Source organism: uncultured Anaerobiospirillum sp., from assembly GCF_902485895.1.
Lineage (GTDB): Bacteria > Pseudomonadota > Gammaproteobacteria > Enterobacterales > Succinivibrionaceae > Anaerobiospirillum > Anaerobiospirillum succiniciproducens.
In genome coordinates this window covers 24,851-46,736 of the sequence record NZ_CABTML010000053.1, presented here as the reverse complement: position 1 = coordinate 46,736, position 21,886 = coordinate 24,851, and the positions used below count along the sequence as shown (strand labels likewise).

At 43.2% G+C, this 21,886-nt stretch carries 14 protein-coding genes; 9 read left to right on the top strand and 5 right to left on the bottom strand.

What is annotated here, in order from left to right:
- Window positions 1–361: 361 nt before the first annotated feature.
- Window positions 362–4,783: a glycoside hydrolase family 2 TIM barrel-domain containing protein gene (locus RDO37_RS04325; RefSeq protein ID WP_308498234.1), complete on the bottom strand. Its 4,422-nt coding sequence runs from the start codon at window positions 4,781–4,783 to the stop codon at window positions 362–364.
- Window positions 4,784–6,145: 1,362 nt separating this feature from the next.
- Between RDO37_RS04325 and rpmB the strand changes: the two genes are divergently transcribed.
- The 3 genes from rpmB (at window position 6,146) to mutM (ending at window position 7,763) form a co-directional block, all read left to right on the top strand.
- The gene (gene rpmB, locus RDO37_RS04320; protein WP_027939686.1) at window positions 6,146–6,382 is read left to right on the top strand and encodes a 50S ribosomal protein L28; all 237 of its coding nucleotides are present in this window, start codon (window positions 6,146–6,148) and stop codon (window positions 6,380–6,382) included.
- Window positions 6,383–6,393: 11 nt separating this feature from the next.
- Window positions 6,394–6,564 (top strand): 50S ribosomal protein L33, encoded by a 171-nt coding sequence (rpmG, locus tag RDO37_RS04315; protein ID WP_027939687.1) that lies wholly within the window; start codon window positions 6,394–6,396, stop codon window positions 6,562–6,564.
- A 380-nt stretch (window positions 6,565–6,944) separates the two neighbouring features.
- Window positions 6,945–7,763, top strand: a complete 819-nt coding sequence (gene mutM / locus RDO37_RS04310; RefSeq protein ID WP_027939688.1) for a bifunctional DNA-formamidopyrimidine glycosylase/DNA-(apurinic or apyrimidinic site) lyase — start codon at window positions 6,945–6,947, stop codon at window positions 7,761–7,763.
- A gap of 84 nt (window positions 7,764–7,847) precedes the next feature.
- On the opposite strand, the gene coaD is transcribed toward mutM, so the two are convergent.
- Window positions 7,848–8,330 carry a pantetheine-phosphate adenylyltransferase gene (gene coaD, locus RDO37_RS04305; protein WP_027939689.1) on the bottom strand — a complete coding sequence of 161 codons (483 nt, stop codon included), beginning with the start codon at window positions 8,328–8,330 and terminating at the stop codon, window positions 7,848–7,850.
- A 240-nt stretch (window positions 8,331–8,570) separates the two neighbouring features.
- Complete coding sequence (locus RDO37_RS04300; RefSeq protein ID WP_308498233.1) at window positions 8,571–9,629, bottom strand: glycosyltransferase family 9 protein; 1,059 nt, start codon at window positions 9,627–9,629, stop codon at window positions 8,571–8,573.
- A 367-nt stretch (window positions 9,630–9,996) separates the two neighbouring features.
- Between RDO37_RS04300 and RDO37_RS04295 the strand changes: the two genes are divergently transcribed.
- The 4 genes from RDO37_RS04295 to RDO37_RS04280 all read left to right on the top strand — a co-directional run bounded on the left by RDO37_RS04295 (window position 9,997) and on the right by RDO37_RS04280 (window position 16,851).
- Entirely contained in the window at window positions 9,997–11,820 is a 1,824-nt protein-coding gene (locus tag RDO37_RS04295) for a sulfatase-like hydrolase/transferase (RefSeq protein WP_308498232.1), read from the top strand.
- 345 nt (window positions 11,821–12,165) lie between these two features.
- The gene (locus RDO37_RS04290; RefSeq protein WP_308498231.1) at window positions 12,166–14,559 is read left to right on the top strand and encodes a hypothetical protein; all 2,394 of its coding nucleotides are present in this window, start codon (window positions 12,166–12,168) and stop codon (window positions 14,557–14,559) included.
- Between the two features lie 18 nt (window positions 14,560–14,577).
- Window positions 14,578–15,558: a 3-deoxy-D-manno-octulosonic acid kinase gene (locus RDO37_RS04285; protein WP_308498230.1), complete on the top strand. Its 981-nt coding sequence runs from the start codon at window positions 14,578–14,580 to the stop codon at window positions 15,556–15,558.
- A gap of 747 nt (window positions 15,559–16,305) precedes the next feature.
- The gene (locus RDO37_RS04280) at window positions 16,306–16,851 is read left to right on the top strand and encodes an NAD(P)H-dependent oxidoreductase (protein WP_027939693.1); all 546 of its coding nucleotides are present in this window, start codon (window positions 16,306–16,308) and stop codon (window positions 16,849–16,851) included.
- Window positions 16,852–16,970: 119 nt separating this feature from the next.
- Here the strand turns inward: RDO37_RS04280 and RDO37_RS04275 are convergent, their stop codons facing one another.
- Window positions 16,971–18,254: a 3-deoxy-D-manno-octulosonic acid transferase gene (locus RDO37_RS04275; RefSeq protein ID WP_308498229.1), complete on the bottom strand. Its 1,284-nt coding sequence runs from the start codon at window positions 18,252–18,254 to the stop codon at window positions 16,971–16,973.
- A 75-nt stretch (window positions 18,255–18,329) separates the two neighbouring features.
- Window positions 18,330–19,406: a lipopolysaccharide heptosyltransferase II gene (gene waaF, locus RDO37_RS04270; RefSeq protein WP_308498228.1), complete on the bottom strand. Its 1,077-nt coding sequence runs from the start codon at window positions 19,404–19,406 to the stop codon at window positions 18,330–18,332.
- Between the two features lie 547 nt (window positions 19,407–19,953).
- Between waaF and rfaD the strand changes: the two genes are divergently transcribed.
- Both rfaD and RDO37_RS04260 read left to right on the top strand, forming a co-directional pair.
- Window positions 19,954–20,919 (top strand): ADP-glyceromanno-heptose 6-epimerase, encoded by a 966-nt coding sequence (rfaD, locus tag RDO37_RS04265; RefSeq protein WP_308498227.1) that lies wholly within the window; start codon window positions 19,954–19,956, stop codon window positions 20,917–20,919.
- On the top strand, window positions 20,898–21,797 hold the full coding sequence (locus RDO37_RS04260) for a rhomboid family intramembrane serine protease (RefSeq protein WP_303074819.1): 900 nt from the start codon (window positions 20,898–20,900) through the stop codon (window positions 21,795–21,797). The genes rfaD and RDO37_RS04260 overlap by 22 nt, the downstream gene beginning before the upstream one ends.
- Window positions 21,798–21,886: the final 89 nt, after the last annotated feature.

Sequence of the window (21,886 nt, the reverse complement as noted above, 5' to 3'; positions counted from 1 at the left end):
CTTATGATCAATTGTGCTCATGAGGACTATGTGCAAAAAGGCATGACTAACAGAGCAGTTATTATAACGACATAAGCCCTGTGCCTTAACTTAATCGCATCTAAAAGGTGCATATTTTTAGCGTTAGTCTTATGTAATGTCCTGGAAGATAGGTGTGCACTGATTTTAACTTTAGATGGGGTCGTGAATTACTCCTTCCAAATCTTACGATTATGGCGTGAGTTTAATGGCGTAGCTAACGTGAGCTTTTAGGACCCACATTAAAAATCACATCGTTGTGCTCAGAAAAGAAAAAAGCCCCGTTTAAGGGGCTTTAGTCTAGCCTCATTAAGAGGCTATGAAGTGATTAAGTTAGCTATGGTTATAGTTTGTTCCACTTAGCGTATAAGGTGGTGTCTTGCACGATAGGCTGATTGAAGTCAAAAGCCTGAGTGAAGTTGTAATTAAACCAGCCGCCAAAGCTATAGCCTTCCTTAGTTGGCAGAACAATCTTGCTCTGATCTAAGAGAGTACCACTACCAATGGTCATGTTTGGTACAGCGCTGCCGCCATCAACATTGAAGGTGATGGTTTTCACTGCGCCGACGTAATCCTTGACATTAAAAGTCTTGGTGATGTTCTTACCTGAGTAGATGCCCTTGAAGACAATAGTTGCACTGCCTTGCTTATAGGCTACGGTGTTGTTGTGGTACTTAACAGTGAAGTCAACGCCATCAACTAAAGTCTTACCCTCTTTGGTGGTAACAGTTGGTACTGGCTTAGAGGCACCATCAACTAAGTTAGTATCCTCGCCGATAACTACCTTAACGTCGCCATTTTGTAGTTTGACCTTGTGGCCTTCACGGACAACATTTAATGTGTACTCTTGGTAAATACCATCTGCAAAGCCTTTAACTACATAGGAGCCATCGCGGTTATCGATAACACGAATGTTAGTACCAGTGGCACTGATATCTAAGCCATTTGCGCTTGATGGGAGAGTAACGTTGTAGCTGTGGACATTCTCATCGAAGTTAGCTAAAGACTCACCGTTAATAGCAATTGACTTAACAGTGTGCTTGGCTGCTTGTACATCGTAGTGAGAGAAAGCCTTGCTATCTACATCGCTCTTAGCGCTGATTGGGCTGATGCGATATGAGTAGCTGTAGTCCTCAGTTGTAGGAACCTGGTAGCCATCAAGTGGTACGTGATCCATGAATGCAGTATCAGAAACGCCACGCTGCTTGTAGTCAATAGACCAAACTACGCTATCCTTACGCATTGGAACATCGATTGGATGACGGTTGATTGGGTCATCGTAAACCTGATTATTTAACTCCTCTGCGGTGTAAGGAAGAGCTGAAACCTCAAAGTTGCCCTTAGATGAGATTAACAGACCATTGCCTGATGCGTCGGTTAAGCTAGTCCAACGTACATCAGTGTGGTTGCCGTTCTCTTGAGGACGAATCATCTTATAGTCGTAGCTCTCAGAAACTTTATTTGCATACTTGCCGATGCGGGCGCCGTTTTCTCTATCGACATAAGTGTCGAAAGGTCCACGACCGAAGTAAGCAAAGTTCTGGAACTCATCTGCAATGATGAGACGGGAGCCAAACTTAGCTAAACCACCTACCTTGGCAAAGTTGCTCTTTGGAGAGAAGTTGTTTAAGACGATGATCTCACCGTTGCCTAAAACCTCGTAGTCCATGGAAATAGCAGCATCAACTGCCATATTAGCTCCCATGTGCATAACAACGCGGTTAGAGGCCTTGTCAAAGACTACTTGGACGTCCTTTAAGTTTTCAAACGCGCCTGCATTCTGGCTTTCCTTTGACCAGTAAGCGGTGGTGTCGTTGTAGGTTTGTGCGCGGAAGATGCTTTGCTCTGGGCCCTTCATAATGACTTGATCGCCATCGAGCTCATAGCTATCAATAGTACCAGTGGTCTTGTTGAGGACGATCTTGAATGACTGATTAGCTTCAGTTTTGCCCTTTAAAGTAACGCTGGTATCAGACTCTACAACGTCAGTGAAGTCTGGGATAGGCTTGTCATCACGGATGGCAACAGTGCTCTTGTCGTCGAAAGCAAGCTTAAATTGCTCGTGGGCAATTTCATAGCCAGCCTTGGCACCAAAGTTAGTATCGTGCTTGAACTTAACAGAGAAGTCTAAGAAGTACTCACTGCCTTGTTCGATAGTTTGACCTGCTAACACCTTGGCTAGATTGATGGTGATGTATTGGGCATTAGTGTTGATAGATTGACCCTGAATACCCTCTAAATTGCTGATGAAAGTGCCGTTTGCCATAGGCTTGGAGCGATCGGCGTTCTTGTAAATAGACCAGGTGATGTCAAAGTTGGTCAGTGGAGTATTTTCATACTCGTTGACCATCTTGATCTTGAGGATATCGTTTAAGGAAACAGTGTCGTTAGCTAAGTAGAAATTAACCTGCTGATGAACTTTCTTAGCATCCTTAAGCTTAGGGCTTGGGGTGTGATCAGCATAAGCTAAACCATTGCCACAGAAGGCATTGTCATTGTATTTAGGGTCGATCCAGTCACCGCCATAGCCCCAGAACTTCTTTGAAGTATTGTTCTTGTCTACAGTTAAAACAGACTGATCAATATAGTCCCAAATAAAGCCGCCATTGACGTTGTCACGACTGCGGATAACATCCCAGTGCTCTTTAGCATTACCGTATGCCTGACCCATGGCGTGGTTATACTCAGAGTGTACATATGGCTGTACGTTGCGATAGGCATTAACGCTATCTGGGAGTGCATATTGAGTGGAGTGTAGATCTACGATATTGGCTAAACGTGACTTAAGTGACCATGGATCGCCAAGCTGAATCTGATCTTGGTAGGCTGAAGCACGCTCTGACTTTCTAAAACGTGAAGGGTCACGCTTTAAGGCGTACATGGATGCAACCCAGAAGCCTGAGTGGCTGTTGTACTTAACCTTTTGGTATTGAGCCTCGTTGTTTGAAGACCAAATAACCACAGATGGGTTGTTCTTATAGTGCTCGATCATATTAGCATTACGATCAAGCAGTGGGGCTACAAACTCTTTGTACTCACCTTTATCGATTGGACCGGTTGGAACGCGAGCACCAGTAAAGGCAGCGCGGTGGCTTTCGATATTGGCATCCATACAGATATAGAGGCCTAACTCATCAGCCAGATCATACATAATGGCATCATTTGGATAGTGTGAGGTACGGATGGCGTTGAGGTTGTGCTGCTTCATGGTCTGAAGATCTACTAAGTAGTCCTCAAAGCCTACAGCTCTGCCCTTGATAACATCAGTATCATGGCGGTTTACACCACGGAAGACTAATTGCTTGCCGTTGATCTGCAGCTGCTCTAAAGCCTTGTGATCCTTGTTCTTTTCAGACAGGGCAACCTTTCTTAAGTCTCTAAAGCCTACGCGCTCAACAGTAGATTCAATTTCCTTGCCGTCTAGATCCTTAAGTACTAACTCTAAGTAGTACAGATTAGGAGTGTCAGCAAACCACTTATCTGGGTTTACTACGTTCATTGAGACGGTGTTAGTTACACCGCGATCTAAGAGCTTAGCCTTTGGTGAAGTGCCTGCAGCCTTTACTGCAACTACGCTATCTTCAGCCTTAGCTACTTCATTACCATCCTTGTCTAAAAGACGGGCAGATACGATGTAGTCTTTGTCCTGTGTATTCTTGAGACCGCGTAAGTTGGTCTCTACAGAGAGCTTAACGTCAGAGTTGAGCAGATCTTTTTGATTGGTAAATTCAGTCTTAACAAAGAAATCGCGGATTTCAGCCTCACCTTTGGAGTAGAGGTAGACATCACGATAAATACCTGACTGACGGATGAAGTCTTGATTCTCAAGCCAGGAGCCGATTGACCAGCGGAAGACCTTGATCGCTACGGTGTTCTCACCTTCAGTTAAGTATGGAGTGATATTGAAGTCGTGAGCGGTATAGCTATCGGTTGAGTAGCCTACAACCTTGCCATTAACGTAAATGTAATAGGCTGACTCAATAGATTGTAAGGAGATGAAAACCTCACGGCCATCCCAGTTCTTATCGAGAGTGAAGTTAGTACGATAGTAGCCAACTGGATTGTAGACAGTTGGTGCGCGAGGGGTGGTGTAGTCTTCGTCCTGGAAGTTAGTCTGCCATGGGAAGCCATGGTTGGTGTACATAGGCTCGTCGTACTTGAAAGTACCATCGGAGTTTCTGTAGGTCTGCCAAGCAGCAGGGACCATTTCTTTAGAAAACTCATTGCCCTTGTAGTCTTTTGCTAACCACTCTTTGTCTTTCTTTTCAGCTTCTTGAGGGGTATGTACTAATGCAAAATCCCATTTAGCACCAGAGAGCTTCTTGTAAAACGCTGAGGAGCTAGCGTCGACATCGTCTAAAACGGTCTTTTGTGCAGCAAATGCCTTAGCAGCGCTCTCATAAGGAATGAACTGGCTCTTTGCACGCTCACGGTTGATACCAACGGTCTCGACATCGTCATACCATTCCTTGCCAGAAATAACGGCATCGGCGCTATCGCCATCATAGCGAACAGTGTAGCGATAGTAAGACTCAAAAAGCTCTAAAGCTTGATCATAGGTCTCTTTAGCGCCTAGCTTAGTAGTATTTGGAGAATCGCTTAATACTACGTTCTTGTAGGAGGCGTCAGAGAGTTGTTTATCATTAGCTGCATTTGCATATGAAATGCTAGAGGCGATAAGAGTTCCGGTTAAAGCAGCGGCAAACCATTTTAAGGTGGTCTTAGCATGCACGGATTGGGTGGATTGTTTGTTTGGTTTTTGCATATTGAACCTCATTGCTCCAGGTGGGCAACTAAGTCGTTAACTAGTAACTACGGCCTTTTGCATACTAGCAATATGCTCAAAACGTGAAAAAACTTTCCAAACCCAATCTTGATCATAGTCACACAAAAAATTCACGAGCTACAAATTTACGTATAATTTTACTGCCCATGTATGTAAACGCCTGATTGTATAAGGCTTTGTCGCCTGGTTGTTTTTAGCGTTCGGCCTTGAGTTTAGTGCAATTTTGCTAGAGATTTTTTTCATCTTGGCTATGTGATCTAATCTCATATGTTTGGGCATTCACCAACTATAAGATCCTGCATCTGATCCTATTTAGATCTGTACGATCTCTGCATATAGACAAAAGTTGCCTGATAGTTTGGCAATTGAAGCGATGATCTATGGGCTATAAGTTTGCGTTGCTTGTGCCGTGATCTTGCTTGTATCGGGCTTTGTGTGTTCAGAGAGCCTAACTTAACAAAGAAAAATGGAAAAAATGTGATTTCCCTTTGATCTTTGAGATCTGATCGTCTATAATCTCGAGGCTAATTTTAGGTACGTATAGATGCCGCTCATGAGAGTTAGGTGTTTAGGGCCTTAAGCTGCTTTTGCAGCTTGTATAGAACAACCGCATGGAAACATCCGACGTAAGTCGAGTGTTGTTCTCACTGTTTTTAAGTCTCCTGTAACTTATAACGGGTTTAACTTAAAGGCAGAGGTCTAGGCAGCAGTACTAGCAAGGTGCTTGATTAAAGCCAAGCTATTATGCGTTTGCCTATGACAGGATTTCTATAGACCTGCATTGCAGGTTTCTACAGATAAGGCTCAGCATTTGACCATATACCTCATCGTGTTTAGCCGCAGATGTGTTTGTCAAATGTTATCTGTAACTACTCACAAGACTGTACGCCTCATCAGCTTATAGTCACTATTTATGAGTAGGTAAACACAGCATCTTACTTACCAAGCTGCCTTGAACAAGGTTGGTAAAGCTTGATAATAGAGCTTATAACGCAAGCTTGGGAAAGCGTGCGTAATGGCAAACTGCTCTAGCAGGCCATATACGAAGCGTTTTGTAACGCGATTAAGCGTTATGGATCCACAAGATTCGTCAGCCACCACATCAAAGAGTCAGGGAAGCTCTTTTTCAATTACAAGGTACAAGAGCCAAGTACGCGTGCGTTTGACTTAAAAGCCATCAGCACCGTTACGAGCCTTTAAAGACGCACAGATTGTGTTTTAAGCGATCAATGTGCTGTTTTTATGATAGAATGGCGGCCATTTTGTTGTACCTTTGACATGGTTACAGCTCTTTTTTACGGTGCTGTGACCCGTATAAGTATATTTGGAGTGTGACTAGACATGTCCAGAGTTTGCCAAGTTACGGGCAAGCGCCCGGCAGTGGGCAACCATCGTTCCCACGCTAAGAATGCTGCTAAGCGCCGCTTCCTTCCAAACCTCAAGTATCACCGCTTCTGGGTTGAGAGTGAGAGCCGCTTTGTAAGACTGCGTGTTACCACTAAAGGTATGCGTACTATTGACAAGTTAGGTATTGATGCCGTTCTTGCTGATATGCGCGCTAACGGCGTTAAGATCTAAGGGAGAGTATCATGGCTAAGAAAGGTGGTCGCGAGAAGATCCGTTTAAATTCTTCAGCAGGTACCGGTCATTTCTATACTACTACTAAGAATCGTCGTACTACTCCAGGTAAGATGGAGATCATGAAGTACGATCCAGTAGTACGTAAGCACGTTCTGTACAAGGAAGGCAAGATCAAGTAATTGGTCTTTTACTTTCTGTTACAAGAAGCTCGATGTTCGCATCGGGCTTTTTTTATGCCTGTTTTCCACCAAATCATCAATTTTGTAAGGTAGAGCGCAGCATGGAGGCTACCCATGGGCCACTTAACCTGGCATGAAAGGCCTAGGTTGGCGTTTAATATGGTCTAGAGGCTCCCCATGTTGCTACTTAACATGGCAGGCAAAAGGCGTTTATAGATTTTAAGTTCTAAGAGAGCTCATCACCCTTTGGCTTTTTAGTACAAGTGGGTGAAAATTTCTCAAAACTAGAGTGATTGTAGTTAAGATAAGCCATAGAGGTTTATCATGTTCGCGCTATCAGACGTATACCTGTCTATTATCGATTTTGACGGAGCTTTAAGATGCCAGAGTTACCAGAGGTTGAGGTTACTAAGCGAGGTATTGAGAAAGTACTGCTTGGTCATACCATTAAGGATGTGTATTACGGCAAACTCAAGATGCGTGAGCCGCTCAGCCCAGATTTAATGAAGCTTTCTGGCGCTAAGGTAACAGATATCCGCCGTCGTGCTAAGTACATCATCATCTTTACTACCAATGGCTCTTTGATCATCCACTTAGGTATGACTGGTCATTTGAGTATTGTGGATACCAATACTGAGCGTAAGCTGCATGACCATTTAGAGCTGATGTTAGATAGTGGCACATCTATACGTCTAAATGATGCTCGTCGTTTTGGTCTAGCTGTATATGTAGATAAAGACTCTGATCCATACGAGTACAAGGGTATTAAGATTTTAGGCCCAGAGCCTTTAGAAGATAGCTTCACTCCTGAGGTGTTACTTGAGAGTCTTAAAAAGCGCAAGCTAGCAATTAAGCAATGCCTGATGAATTCTGCTGTGGTGGTGGGAGTAGGTAATATTTACGCTTGTGAGTCTTTATTCTTAAGCCGTATTGATCCTGAGCGTCCTGCTAACAGCATTACCAAGAAAGAGGCTAAGCTCTTAGTGGAAAATATTAAGACCATCTTAGCTGAGTCTATTAAGAGTGGTGGCACTACCATTCGTGACTTTGAAGGTGCTGACGGAAAGCTAGGTTACTTTGTGCAAAACCTGATGGTCTATGGTCATGAGGGAGAAAAGTGCAAAGTATGCGGCCATGAGATCAAGCGCATAGTACAAGGACAGCGTTCAACCTTCTTCTGTCCTCACTGCCAAAAGTAAGTGCTTGATAACAGATCATTTGAGCCTCAAACCAAAAGAGCATCCGATAAGGATGCTCTTTTGGTTTGGATGACAGATCAACACTTACTTGGTGTAAATCTGCTCTTGAATGGCCTTAGCAACATTGTGTGGTACGAAGTGAGAAATATCGCCGCCATGAGTGATGATCTCACGAACTAAGGTTGAAGAGATAAAGGCTAAGTTGCCATTAGTTGGCATCATGACGATCTCGATCTGAGGCATAGCGATACGATACATGCCAGTAAGCTGCATTTCATAGTCATAGTCGGCAACAGTACGAATACCGCGTACTAAGACATTAGCCTTGTTCTCTAAGATGAAGTCAGAGAACATACCGCTAAAGCCTAATACCTCAACATTGTCGAGTTTCTCAGTGCAGCCCTTCATAAGCTCAACACGCTTATTAAGATCAAACAGTGGCTTCTTATTTGGGCTGTCAGCAACGCCTACAATGAGCTTGTCAAACAGCTTTGAGGAGCGCTGAATGATATCAAAGTGTCCCAAGGTGGTAGGGTCAAAGGTTCCTGGAAAAACAGCAATATTCACAGTGCTATCCTCGTTTAAAATTTAGGTATTTATTACATACCTGATGTTATACAACAGGCTTTAACTCATCTTGATGAGTATTAAGCTATTTTCTAGCTAAAGCTAGTGAAATCTTGCCTGCAGGCCGTGCATGAGCGCTGTTATGCAAACTATGCAGGAGTGCAATTGATGCAAGCTAAGCGTATATGTATGCTAATCGCATGTGCAAGCTAAGCGCTGTCGCAAGCACTGCTTGCATGGCTAAATGTGATGAATTTGTAGCGCTTTATCAAAAGATGCCTTGACCATATCCACGCTGATATGCTGCATAGCATGCTCATCACGCACGCGATAACGCCATGGAATGGTATCACCCTTGAGTTCTTTGAGCGCAAGATCTTTATATACAGAGACGTTGAGCTCACTAAAATTCCAAGGACCAACACGCTCATCATTGTGAACGGCGAATAGTCCAATCACAGGAGTGCCAACAGCTTGAGCAAGATGCATGCTGCCAGAGTCTGGAGATAGAACTAATTTAGAGATCTTGAGCATGGCAGCAAGTTCTCTTAAGTTAGTACGACCACACATATTAATGACGTTGTCGCACTTTTGAGCAATGTCTGCGCAAACTTGTTTTTCAAAGTCGTTGCCACCACCAAGCAGCACTACCTGCAGCCCCTTTTCTTGGGCATAGCGAGCCATTTGAGCATAGCCATCAACCGTCCAGTTCTTTTGTGCTTTAGCAGAACATGGGCAGATGGCGAAGATACGCTCGTGATTAACCATGCAGCTAACCTTATCAATTAAGAACGGATCTAATTTGAAGTCCCATATAGGCTTGTCGATAGGTAAGCCGCATTCTTTAGCAAAAGCGATGAATCCAGCTAATACATGAGGATTAGTTGGTGATTTGACCTCATGATTGATAAACCAAGAGTGCATCTCGCGAGAGCGCTCTTTATCGTAGCCGTACTTATCTGGGGCCTTAATCATTAAAGAGCACAAAGAAGCCTTAATAGAAGTCTGCATATTCAGCAGCACATCAAATGAGTCTTGCCCAGCTTGAGCTTGCTTTTTGAGATCTTGTTTAAGATCCAAGGCAGCTTTTAAGCCGCGTTCTTTGAAGTTAACTTGTAGCATGGGGATGAGATCTTTGTTTTGCTCATCAGTAAACAAAGGAGCAAAGCGCTTATCAATAACCATGGTGACATCGACATCTGGATATTGATGCTTAATTGCGCCGGCCATGCCAAAGGCATTGATACAGTCTCCAAGAGCGGATAAACGCAGTATGCACACTGACTGTGGCTTTGACATTAGACCTCCGTTTGTGGTGCAAGTTCCTTTTGATTAAGAGTATGCTGACTTTTGCTGATGGCCAAAACATTTTTGCCATTGCTTAGAATACCAAATTTTCCTCAAGCTTACTGCCCCGTTGTATATCAATATAAGATTTCTTGCAGGTGTTTAACTAAAGGAGCAAAAGCGTGTTTTAGTCAGCTTTTCCCATTATAAGGCACATGCTTTTTTCTCATTATTGAATAGGTATCGTGTGCTAGAATGGTACATTTATGACCATTTTAAGCAGTGGTTTTAGCTTATTCTTGTGCTTTTGGCATGTCTTATTCTTTGCTTGCAATAAAGTTTTGTGCAAGCACTTAGATCCTATGCAGGTAGGTGCCTTGTGAAGAAAAGTTTTTTAAGCGTGGTGTGGATTGCGATTCTTAATCTGCCTTTAGCCTTATATATCGGAAACGCTTATGCACCAGATAATTCTTCTTCACCATGGTTTGCTATAGGAACATTCTACTTTGCCTCTATCGGGCACTTCTTCTTATGCTTTTTTATATATTCATTAGTACTCATTACACCGGCACTAGTAGTTAAAAAGACCCTCAGTAAGTATCGTTATGCCTATGCAGTCACTATAGTCTCATTGCTGCACATCATACTTGCAACTGATGCCAAAGTTTTTGAGCTGTATCGCTTCCATCTCAATTGGTCCATACTCGATATATTCTTGAATACCAATGGTGAAGTGATTTCCTTATCTAATCAAACCTGGGCTTCAATTGCGCTTCAAGCTCTCGTATGCATTCTTTATTCTCTAGCATCTACAGCTGCGGCCATCTTACTTGGCTTTAAGATCGTAAAAACCCGCTATTTTGTTATCCCTTTTTTGATAATGTATGCACTAGCTAATCTAGCTCATGCATATGGCAATGCTAAGCAACTCTTGCCTGTTGCCGAGATACAAAATCGTCTGCCTTTTTACAAGCCTTTAACGATGAACTCCTTTATGCTCAAGGTAGGACTCATTAGCAAAGAAGACTTTGATCGCAGCCCCCTTGAAATTAGCGAGAACGGCGTACTTGATTATCCTAAGCATGATCTTATGTATCTTAAGAATGCGAGATCGCCGTACAATGTGCTGCTTATTACTGTAGATAGCTTACGTAAGGATGTGTTCACGCAAGAGAACATGCCTAACACTTATGCCTACGCTAACAACGCTTATAAGTTTAATAATCACTACTCAGCGTCAAACGCTACACGCGGCGGTATCTTTGGTCTGTTTTATGGTCTGCCGCCTTCATACTGGACAGCTGCCTTAAGAAGTGCTACTCCATCGATTATTACCAAGGTAGTTTTAGATCGTAATTACGCCTACGGTATTTTTACCTCAGCTAATCTCTATAGACCAGAGTTTAACACTACAGTGTTTGCCCAAGTGCCAAACTTACGCACTGACTCGCGCGGCAACAATGCCGTGGAGCGAGATCTTGCTGCTATGGATGACTTTAATACTTTCCTTGGTTCTTTAAAGAATGATCAGAAGTTCTTCTCTTTTGTCTACCTTGATAATGTTCACCATTATCAAACTCCATTAGGCGAGGAGAGACCATTCACGCCAACTGTTGAAAGCGTCAATCACATGGATCTTAATGACGATACCGATCCACAGCCGATCTTTAATATGTATCGTAACTCTGTCTACTATGCTGACAAGAATATCGCTAAGATCTTAAAGATGTTAGAAGAGCATGGTTATGCCGATAACACTATTGTTATCATTACCTCAGATCATGGTGAAGAGTTTAACGATAACAAGCAAAACTTCTGGGGCCACAATAGTAATTTTACCGACGTACAGACTAAGATCCCTCTTATCATTAAGTGGCCAGGTTTAGGCGGAGCTGAGGTAGATAAGCTCACCTCAGCTTACGATATAACTGCTACCTTGCTGCCACGTGTCTTTGGTGTACGCAACAACATCTCTGACTTCTCGATTGGTGAAGATTTATTCTCAGAACGCTCTACAAAGTACGTTTTAGTTGGCTCACAACTTGAAAATGCCATCATTGAAGATGATCGTATCGTGCTCATTAATAAGCTCGGTATGCTCGATTTCAAAGATAAACAGTACAAGACAGCTAAAGATCAGACGCGTGATACTTTCTTGTTTGATGCTATAGGACAAATGTCGGACTACTTTAAACGAGAGTAATTTACTTTATAGCCATAGTAGTGAGGTGCTTATCGTACGTTGCTCAATGGCTTTCAAATACTTTTTGTTTAGATAAAACTACTTGAGCTTAAGCCATTTATGTAGCACTAGTGCCCATAGACAAAATAGGATGCCCAAAAGAGCATCACATATGCATTCATGATCTTGCAAAGTACTTTGCATGCTAAAGAGCTACAAAGTGTCCATACAGGTTATGAGTTCATAGTACAAGGCCTCAGTCATCATCTTTGATGTGATAGATGAACTAGCTTTTAGTGATCAGTTTGCAATTAATGGAGATACCGCCGTCCTTGTGAATATTCTCGTAGGGGTGGCTTACTTTTTATGAAGCATGTAGAAAGGCTAAATGCCGTAGATTATCTGTTCTTGCTATTGATTATCTTGGTTTTTGCAGCTGTATCTTGGTTCTATCAGATCAATCAGAGCTTTAACCACGATCAATTGCAAATGCTGCTTAAAGGATACTATGCAGCATTTAACAGCACTTATTTACCTTTTGGTAATGAGTCAGGCATCATGGGTAACGTGCCAGGTATGCTTAGCTCTTGGTTAATGGGTCTCCCTCTTCAGGTGTACATGCATCCTTATGCACCGGCGGTTTTTCAGACTCTGATTCGTGCTATAGGCATTGTGATCTTTGCTAATGCACTCTCTTTACTGTTTACTAGACGCGTGGTGCTTTTAGGTACTTTCTTATTTGCACTCAGCCCATGGACTTTATACCAGTCCATGCTTTATAGCCCAGCCTATCTAACCTTCTGTGCACCGCTGGTTTTAAACTGTCTGTTGCGTCTACGCTATGACTATCATGATCATTACCATGATAAGAACTCACGCCATCGCGTGTTTCCTTCTTTCTTCTTGATCATTGCTTTTGGCATGATAGTGCAGCTGCACTTTTCCTGGCCGGTTTTAGTAGTTGGTGCTCTCATATTATGGCTGCGTCGAGATATCAAAGTGAGCTACCTTGGTCTTGGTCTGGGATTATTGGTAGTAGCTCTTTCTTTATTGCCATACATTCAAGAAGTAATAAGCAATCCAAATCTTCTTAACCATGCAGATGCCTCAGCTCAAGATGGTTATTTTGGTTATGGCTTATTGCATGTATATCCGCTCTTTAAGGGTCTGCTTTACTGGCTTAGATTTGCCTCTTTTTCTGTTAGTGAACAGGCAATTATTCCTAAGATCGCAGATGATTACTCTTTAGCTATAGTCATTTTGTGCTGGGCGTGGATTATCCTCTCTCAGGCCTTTGGCGTGATCTCAGCGATCATCGCTGCCTATGGTAATCTCTTTGCGCTAAGCGGAGCTAAGGCCGGAACTGATGTTGCTAAGTCCCAATTTATTCGTGGTCTTACCATCAGCTTCATGCTTGCAGTGATCATTGCATCTGCAGCAAGCTCAGAGGTTGTAAACTCCTCACACATTGCACTAGTACTTCCTTTTGCTCTGATCCCGCTGCTTGCGTGGTTGTCAGCTAATCATAAGTATCTCAAGGTGTACTTCATTGCATCATTAGTATTCTTTATCTGTGCTAATGCAGTGGCATCTTTAAAGTCAGATAAGTTTGATTACTTCAATAGCTTTGACGAGGGCTTGTATACAGACTGTTTGACAGCGTTTACTAAAGAGCAGTGCGAGCTCCTTTCAGGCTCTCTGAGCGCAGCTACAAAGTTAGAGCTGCAAGCTAACTATAAGTTCGATGCAGCAATCTATGATCGCATCATCAAGGGCTTAATTCCGCTCCCTGATGGTTCATTAAAGCCTGTGGAAAACTTCTCCATCCCATTTTTAGGCGATGAGGAGTCTAGTTCAGACACAGCATCAAGCGTAGATAAGGCATCAACAAGCGCTGATCCTTCTTACGCTGAAGCGTCATCGAATAATGCTGATGAAAGCGCAACTGCAGCAGCTACATCAGAGTCAGGTACTAGCACAAGCGATGCGCAGTCTGAAAGTGACCAAGCTAAGGCAACTGCAGCTGATGCAAAAGCTAATGACGCTAAGCAAGATGCCTCATCTAAGGATGTAGCTGCCACTACCGATAAGCAAGCTACTGACAAGCAAGCTACCCCAGCAGAAGCAAAAGCCACAGCCGCTGATGCCAAGACAGCCGCTGCTAAGGAGTCAGCAGCAAAAGCCATAGCCGCAGCCAAGGAGTCAGAGGCTAAGGCCCAGGCAGAAGGCCGCGATAAGGCCACCAAGGATACTGATAGTAAGGCTGAAACTGAGGAGAAGACTGCTGCTAATAGCAAGACCGCAACTGAAGCTGCAGCAGGTGGTGAGGCTAAAGATGAAAGCTCTAAGGCTGTTGAAAGTGACAAGCCTTTAGTTAAGCAGCTTAAGCTAAGTGAGAGCGCTCTTATTAAAGCGCTGCCTACTTTAGCTGATGATATTCGAAGCAAAGCTAATCTAAAAAAGAGTGCATCTGAGAGCAAGCTAGAGATAGCTGATAAGAGACAATCTTCATCTCAAATTAACTCAGATGGCAAAGAATCTGCAGCAAATGAGAAGATAGTAACTTCTACAACAAATGTTGTTGCCACACAAAGTCCAAAGAACAATGATTCATCTAGAGGAACTGTTAGTGTGGTGAGGGCCGATGAGCCTATTGTAAATTCGTCTTATGCACCAGCATCTAAGCAAGATCAAGATGCTAAGACGGGGGTAATTATTGATGCCGGAAGCGGTGACTCTGGCGAGCTAATCATCAACTAGATTTTGGAGCAGCAAATCATGGATAGATATCTTTATGATGAGAGTCATTTATCACGCACTTTAAGCTTCAATCGACGTGATGAAGGCGAGATCAATTTCTTAGTTGATCCAAAGAGTGGCTATAACGCGAGCACTACATTTGAAGCATTAAATCGCTACTTTAGCCAAGAGTTTATCGATACTAATGGCTATAACATCTCAAGCAAGGGTGGTAGAGGCCAGACCATTTTGTACACCTTAGATTATGTGAAGGCGGCAAAACTCTTTGGCCCAGCACGTGATTTTGAAATTGAGATGGAGCGAGCTCGTGACAAGGCTCGTAAAGAGCGTGGTCTTGAGTCTTATATGGCTGTACCAGATGTCACAATTGATGATGCTGAGCAAAGCTTCTCATTGTGCATGCGTCATTACTTCCGTGGCGGTTTTATTGGCAAGTTTATGACCGATGGCTTTTTCCGTATGGATAAAAACGCCATGCGTGCACGCTTAGAGTTTGAACTTACCGCCAAGCTCTACCGCTTAGGACTGCCAGTGCCTCGTCCTTTAATTGCCCGTGAACAGGTGGGGTCAATTTGGATTAAGAACGACATTGTCGTTGAGCAGATTCCTAATACCAAGAATATTGCTGAGATCTTAGAGCAAGGTGAACTTACTCAAGGTCAGATGCGTAAGATCGGTATGATGTTACGCCGCTTCTTTGATGCAGGCTTGATGCACACTGATCTGAATATTCGCAATATTCTCATTGATAATGAGGATCAGTGCTTCTTAATCGACTTTGATAAGTGCGAGATTCGTGCAAATCTGTCTAAGTCAGATGAACGGAGTATGCTCTCAAGATTAGAGCGCTCCTTTAATAAGGAAAAAGAGCACAAAAACCTCGAGTCATTAGATGTCGATCTCATCATGACTTTGATTCGCAAATGTGCTGAGCGCACCGATGAAGATGCTCAGGCAAATGAGTCTTTAAGTAGCGATGACGAGTCACGTGTTGACTAAGTAAAAGCCATCATGCGCCCATGCGATTGACTAAGGCAAAGCCATCATGCGCCCATGTCGGTTGACTAAGGCAAAGGTAAGCAGTTTGTATGTTGGGGCATGCCTAAGTCTAAGTTAAACGTGTTTTTCGCTATCAAGAGCATACGTTTAGATGCATCTGTGATGCTATTGGGGCCAATGGTTTGTGTCTTTGTGAGCGCTTATCTTCTATAAGATTGTTACTTTTAGTGCCATTAATTGATTAAAATGCCCAATTAAGGCGTAATCTAGGGCCTTTTAGTGCGGTTTTCTTTGATCGGAAAACCAAAAAACGCTACAATCATCAATATCATTGTCACAGTACATTTTTTAGTACAGATAGCTAATCGTAAGGTGTTAGTGACTCTTGTGTAGCTAAGAGTAAAGATACTTTTACACTATCCATAGATAAGACTAATGCTTATGAGTAGCAAAGTGATTAGCAGTGCATCATGTTGATGTACTTGTGGTGACCGTTGGAAGACAGATTTGGCCACAGCTTAAATTGGTCATGAAATTGGCTCTGTGCTGAGTAAGTTGCTAATTAAGTTGCAGTGTGCGCATTAAGCTTTGCTCTAAGCAAGATGTTCTGGCAGTTTTACTACTGCTGTGCATTAAACGGCAGCCACCGAAAACTTTAGCACCTCTGGTTTTAGAGGCGCTGTTCCCGAACCTAGAAAGGAGTAAGCCGTTGCCTATGACTTAAGTCATTTTCACGGCGTATTACCAATGAAAACTTTAATTATTGTTGATCACCCATTTTACGATCAGTCAGTGGTTAACCGTCGTTGGGTTGACGAAGTACGTAAGTACCCTGAAGAGTTTGTACTTCACAACCTGCAAAGCTCCTACCCTAGAAGCTCCATCGATCATGTTTTAGAGCATTCAATTATTGATAACAATGGCAGCATTGTTTTTCAGTTCCCAATGTTCTGGTTTAACAGCCCTCCAATGTTAAAGCAGTGGGTCGACTCAGTATTAACCCCTGGTTGGGCATTTGCTGGCGGTCGTCATCTGCAGGGTCGTAAGTTTGCATTTGCTGTAACTGCAGGTGCTAGTGCTGACGTATACGAGCAGGGTGGTGTTCCTGGTGTGAGCGTAGAAGAGTACTTAAACTCCTACATCAACTCATTTAAGTACTGTGGTGCTGAGTATGCCGGCACTTATGTGTTCTACAATGCAAAGCCAGTTAATGGTAACCTCGATATGACTGAGGTAGCAGAGAGCGCACGTAACTACGTAGAGTTCCTGCGTACTGTAAAGGCTGACAAATAAGTCAGAGCTAAGCAGTAACAAGATTTTGCGTACACCGCTAACAAAAAGCCCAGCTTAATGCTGGGCTTTTTGTTGGGCGCAAACTATAGATCCATTAATGGCCTAAGTAAACTAGGCGCTTATGAGCGTAGGCACTCTTCGATGGCATCGAGGGTCTTGTTCACGGCACCGCGACCTTGCTGCTGAATATCAAAGGCGGTCATACCGCTCTTTAACATTAGATCAGGGTCATTTAAGAACATCTTGCAGATGTTATATAGACGACGATGGTCGTTAGCTACAAAGGCAGCGCCATGCTCAATGAGATTTTCAAACTGCTCGGTGAAGTTGTAATAGTATGGGCCAGTAATAATTGGCAAGGAGAAATAGGCTGGCTCTAGTGGGTTATGGCCACCAATATCAATAAAGCTACCGCCCATTACAACGATATCGCACATGCCTAAATAAAACTCAATCTCACCCATGGTATTGCCGATGAGAATGTCATGGCTAAAATCGCTTAGATCAGAGTTAAGGTGAGTTCTTAAAGCATAGGAACCACTGATATCATCTAAAAAGTTCTCAGCGCGTGATACGCCAGACTGATGGCGTGGTACAAGCACTAAGCGCAGATTAGGGAATTTTGACTGTAGAGAGTAGAAGGTCTCAATAATCATGGACTCTTCACCCTCGTGAGTCGAGATCGCGCCTACATACTGCAGATCAGGCTTAAGATTATGAATGGCTCGTGCACGTCTAAAGAGAGGCTCATTAGGCGTTAAATCATACTTAAGCGAGCCTGCGGTAATAATCCTATCGTCGCTTACTCCAATACGTCTAAAGCGCTCAGCATCGTCCTTGGTTTGGCAAATCACTTTGCTTAGGCGATTGGCGATGATATCGCGAGTGATCACCTTGTGCTTTTCATACTTACGGCAGGTCTTTTCTGGCATACGGGCATTAAAGACACTGACTTTAGTTTTGAATAGCTTTGAAAAGCTGAGCATGCTTGGCCACAGCTCAGTCTCCATAATAAAGAGATTCTTTGGCCTAAAGTTCTTATAAAACAACCACACACATAAAGGACAATCAAGCGGCGCGTACACGTGAGTAATGCCATCAATCTTTAAAATCTCTTTAGCACCTGTGGTTGTGGTGGTGGTAACTAAGATAGGCAGCTTAGGGTGGCGTTTAACAAAAGCGGTGATTAAAGGTCGAGCAGCGATAGCCTCGCCCACACTCACTGTATGAAACCAAATACAGTTACGTAGCCCGGTCTTATACAAGCCTAAAAGCTCAAATACACGTGAGCCATAGCCAGGATCTTTACGTTTCTTCCACACAAGAAACAGCAGACCTGGTAGCACCACTAAGGTGGTTGCCACATAGTAAAAGAATAAGAAAAGTCGAGATCTAATAGACATAGGGCAAACTACGTTGACTTACACCTTCAAGTGTTTAGAAGGGGCAGTTGGTTGCTGTTTGTTTGGTTTAATTTCTTAGCTTGTGCTTTTGCAAGCTATGGTATTGCTCTTGGCAATAACTTCTTCAAGTTTAGTTATGACCATGTCAGGTGTGAGTTCTTTAAGGCACGCGTAGGTATCGAACTTACAAGTACGCTTAAAACATGGATGACATGGCTGAGTTGACTCTACACACGCTGCTATTTCAGAGAGCGGCGGGGTATAGCCTGTGGACGTGGAGCCAAAGATACATACTTGTGGCACATTGGCCGCTGCTACAGTATGCATCAGACCAGAGTCATTACATACTGCTGCAGATGATGCGCCAATTACATCTAAGACCTCAGTAAGGGAGGTCATGCCACAGATGTCTTTGTAATTATCAAGGTAAGTTTCGTTAATCTCTTTAAGGTGCTTAGCAATGAGCTCGGTAGTTGGCTTATCTTTTTGTGACCCAGGGGCGACAACACAATAGCCTTTGCCGATAAAGTGAGCACTAACTTTGGCAAAGTACTCCGCTGGCCAGAGCTTAGCAGGTCCATAGTTAGCACCGCAGCCTAAGACCAATAATGGTCTGTCTAAACTTAAGTTTAGGCGCTCAAGAAGCTCATCACTTGGCTTTTTAACCTCAAGGGATGGGTAGTCAAACGCAGGTAGGCTCTTATCATCGACCACATTCTTATCATCAATATAAGTAAGAGCTACATAACGTGCACTCATACGCTGATATGAAGTTTTGTCCTTAATCATCTTATTTAATAAGAGATAGCGGGACTCTCCTTTTAGGCCAATACGCTCTTTAATACCTGCAAAGAATGGTACTAGTGCTGATTTTAGCGAGTTGGGTAACACATAGGCCTTATCAAAGCCCATAGCTTTAAGCTTTTTGCCCTCGCTATAGCGTCCTGCAAGATCAAGACTACCGTGAGCAAAAGGATTAGTGATAATGCTGTCGACCTCTTTCATGCGCTCAATAATCACATGCGCATAGGCAGGAGCATACATAGTGATCTGACAGTCTGGATCCTGTCTTTTTAATGTTTTAAGAAGACTTTGCGACATGATGATGTCACCAAGCCAAGCAGGAGATACGACTAAAATGCTCTTAGCCATGAGTAATCCAATCTAAAGTCAAAACCACAATGCCACAACAGATAAGATCTTCAATGATTTGCCTAAGTTTTAGCAATTACAATGAAGAGACTTACTACTAACAAATTGCACATCACAATATATAACAGCAATCCACTTAGTTTAGCAGCATTTGTTCAAGGTGTCCTATCAGGACAATGTAGTTTTGAGAAAGTTCACTGTATAGATGGCCTTGATGGTCATAGCCATAACTTTCAGTGCAGCTAGGCCTTTGCTGTTGTGCTTTACTGATGTAAATCAGGTGCGGGCGCTTATGACAAACGCCGTTTATTTTTCATAAGTTTGTCCATTTGTGAGAACATTGATCCAATATGAGATACAAATGGCTTGCATAGTGCTTTTTAGATCAACGACAATAGTATGATGCTAGTGAAGCTTATGCCTAATTTCATAATCTTATATGGTGTGTGGCTTTTTAGTAGATTTTTTCGATCAAATAGTCTTAGCGTAAGTAGCAACTCATTGGTTGACCGCAAGGCTTATCAGCAAGGCTTAACAGGAGCTTGATATGATCATCGTAACTGGTGGTGCCGGCTTTATCGGTAGCAATATTGTCAAATTGCTAAATGATCGCGGTCGTCGTGACATTCTGGTAGTAGATAACCTCAAGGATGGTCACAAGTTTGTGAACCTCGTTGATCTGAATATTGCTGACTACATGGACAAGGAAGACTTCTTTAAGCTCTTTACTAATGAAGAGGCTTTTGACAAGAAGTACGGTTGTGCCAATATCGATGCCATCTTCCATGAGGGTGCATGCTCTGCTACTACTGAGTGGGACGGCAAGTATGTAATGAAGAATAACTACGAATACACTGTCGAGCTCTTTGAGTTTGCCACTGCCCATCGTATTCCATTCTTATATGCCTCTTCTGCAGCTACTTACGGCGACAAGACCGATTTTAAAGAGGGTCGTGAGTACGAGGGCCCACTGAACGTATATGGCTACTCTAAGTTCTTATTTGATGAGTACTTAAGAGAGAGAATGTCCTCATTAAAGTCTCAGGTAGTTGGCTTTAGATACTTCAATGTTTATGGTCCACGTGAGGGTCATAAGGGCGCTATGGCCTCTGTTGCATTCCATCTGAACAATCAGATGTTACGTGGCGAAAATCCTAAGCTCTTTGAGGGTACTGATGGCTATGAAAATGGTGGTCATACCCGTGACTTCGTCTATGTTGAGGATGTGGCTAAGGTTAACTTATGGTTCTTTGAGCACCAAGGTCCATCAGGCATCTATAACTGTGGTACTGGTCGTGCCGAGCCTTTCTTAAACATAGCTAAAGCAGTAATTGAGCATCATGGCCACGGTGAGGTGGAGTTTATTCCATTCCCAGAGCACTTAAAGGGCCACTATCAGAGCTTTACTCAGGCTGACCTGACTAACTTACGTGCTTCAGGTTGTGATGTGCAGTTCAAGACTGTAGCTGAAGGCGTAGCAGAGTACATGAAATGGCTGAATTCAAAGAGATAGACGACATTAATTTCCCATACGAGGCTGGCTTAATTAAAGACAGAGCTCAGGCTTTAACTTTTGCTGACTATCTGAACTCCAAGGGTATCAAAGCTGTGGCTAAGCCTGGCTTTGGTTCAAGTTACGCTATCTATGTGCGTGATGAGTCAGATGTCTCCAAAGTAAAAATTGAGCTCTTGCACTTCATGAATAGCCCCTTTGCCAAAGAATACAATAAGGCTGCATGGGCTAGTGGTCGTACCGTTAAGCGTGAGCGTACACAAGGACAAGGTACCCTTGGCTTTATGATGGGCAATTATGCCTGGAATCCTTTTACTCTCACTTCTGTAATTGAGATCATCTGTATTGCCATTTATCTTGTGATGCTGCTGTCTAATTTAGAGCCTTATCTGTTAGGCACTCTAAGCTGGACTTCATTAGCTCAGATTACTGAAGGTGGCGAGGTATGGAGAGTTATCAGCCCAATTTTCCTCCACTTTGGTATCTTGCATATCGCCTTTAACCTCGTGATGTTTGAGGCTTTTGCCCGCAATATCGAGCGTTTTTTAGGCACATTTAAGCTTTTAGGCTTAGTGCTTGCCATGGCCGTATTTTCTAATGCGGTGCAGCTGCTCTTCCAAGACGGCATGCATGTCTACGGCGGTATGTCAGGTGTGGTTTACGGCGTGATTGGCTATATGGGTATTCTCTCAAGACGAGAGGACATCCCAGAGGGCTTACGTATTCCAAACGGTCTGCTGCTCGTGAGCGTTATCTTTATTGGCTTTGGCTTCTTCTTAAGCGGTATGGCCAACTTTGCTCATGTAGGCGGCTTAGTGGTAGGTCTGCTTGCAGGTCTGATTGATCTCAAAGGCAAGCTTCGCTTGAAAGAAGCTTAGAGCTTAAGGTCAAGGCTAAAGCTTGCCAAAGCCTTTTAGCTGCCGCATGCATGCAGTATGTGGCAGTCATTAAAAAAGCGCCAATGCTC

Bases quoted from the DNA above. Each gene is read 5' to 3' on its own strand.
- RDO37_RS04325 (WP_308498234.1), bottom strand. From the start codon at position 4,783: ATGCAAAAACCAAACAAACAATCCACCCAATCCGTGCATGCTAAGACC.
- rpmB (WP_027939686.1), top strand. From the start codon at position 6,146: ATGTCCAGAGTTTGCCAAGTTACGGGCAAGCGCCCGGCAGTGGGCAAC.
- rpmG (WP_027939687.1), top strand. From the start codon at position 6,394: ATGGCTAAGAAAGGTGGTCGCGAGAAGATCCGTTTAAATTCTTCAGCA.
- mutM (WP_027939688.1), top strand. From the start codon at position 6,945: ATGCCAGAGTTACCAGAGGTTGAGGTTACTAAGCGAGGTATTGAGAAA.
- RDO37_RS04300 (WP_308498233.1), bottom strand. From the start codon at position 9,629: ATGTCAAAGCCACAGTCAGTGTGCATACTGCGTTTATCCGCTCTTGGA.
- RDO37_RS04290 (WP_308498231.1), top strand. From the start codon at position 12,166: ATGAAGCATGTAGAAAGGCTAAATGCCGTAGATTATCTGTTCTTGCTA.
- RDO37_RS04285 (WP_308498230.1), top strand. From the start codon at position 14,578: ATGGATAGATATCTTTATGATGAGAGTCATTTATCACGCACTTTAAGC.
- RDO37_RS04280 (WP_027939693.1), top strand. From the start codon at position 16,306: ATGAAAACTTTAATTATTGTTGATCACCCATTTTACGATCAGTCAGTG.
- RDO37_RS04275 (WP_308498229.1), bottom strand. From the start codon at position 18,254: ATGTCTATTAGATCTCGACTTTTCTTATTCTTTTACTATGTGGCAACC.
- waaF (WP_308498228.1), bottom strand. From the start codon at position 19,406: ATGGCTAAGAGCATTTTAGTCGTATCTCCTGCTTGGCTTGGTGACATC.
- rfaD (WP_308498227.1), top strand. From the start codon at position 19,954: ATGATCATCGTAACTGGTGGTGCCGGCTTTATCGGTAGCAATATTGTC.
- RDO37_RS04260 (WP_303074819.1), top strand. From the start codon at position 20,898: ATGGCTGAATTCAAAGAGATAGACGACATTAATTTCCCATACGAGGCT.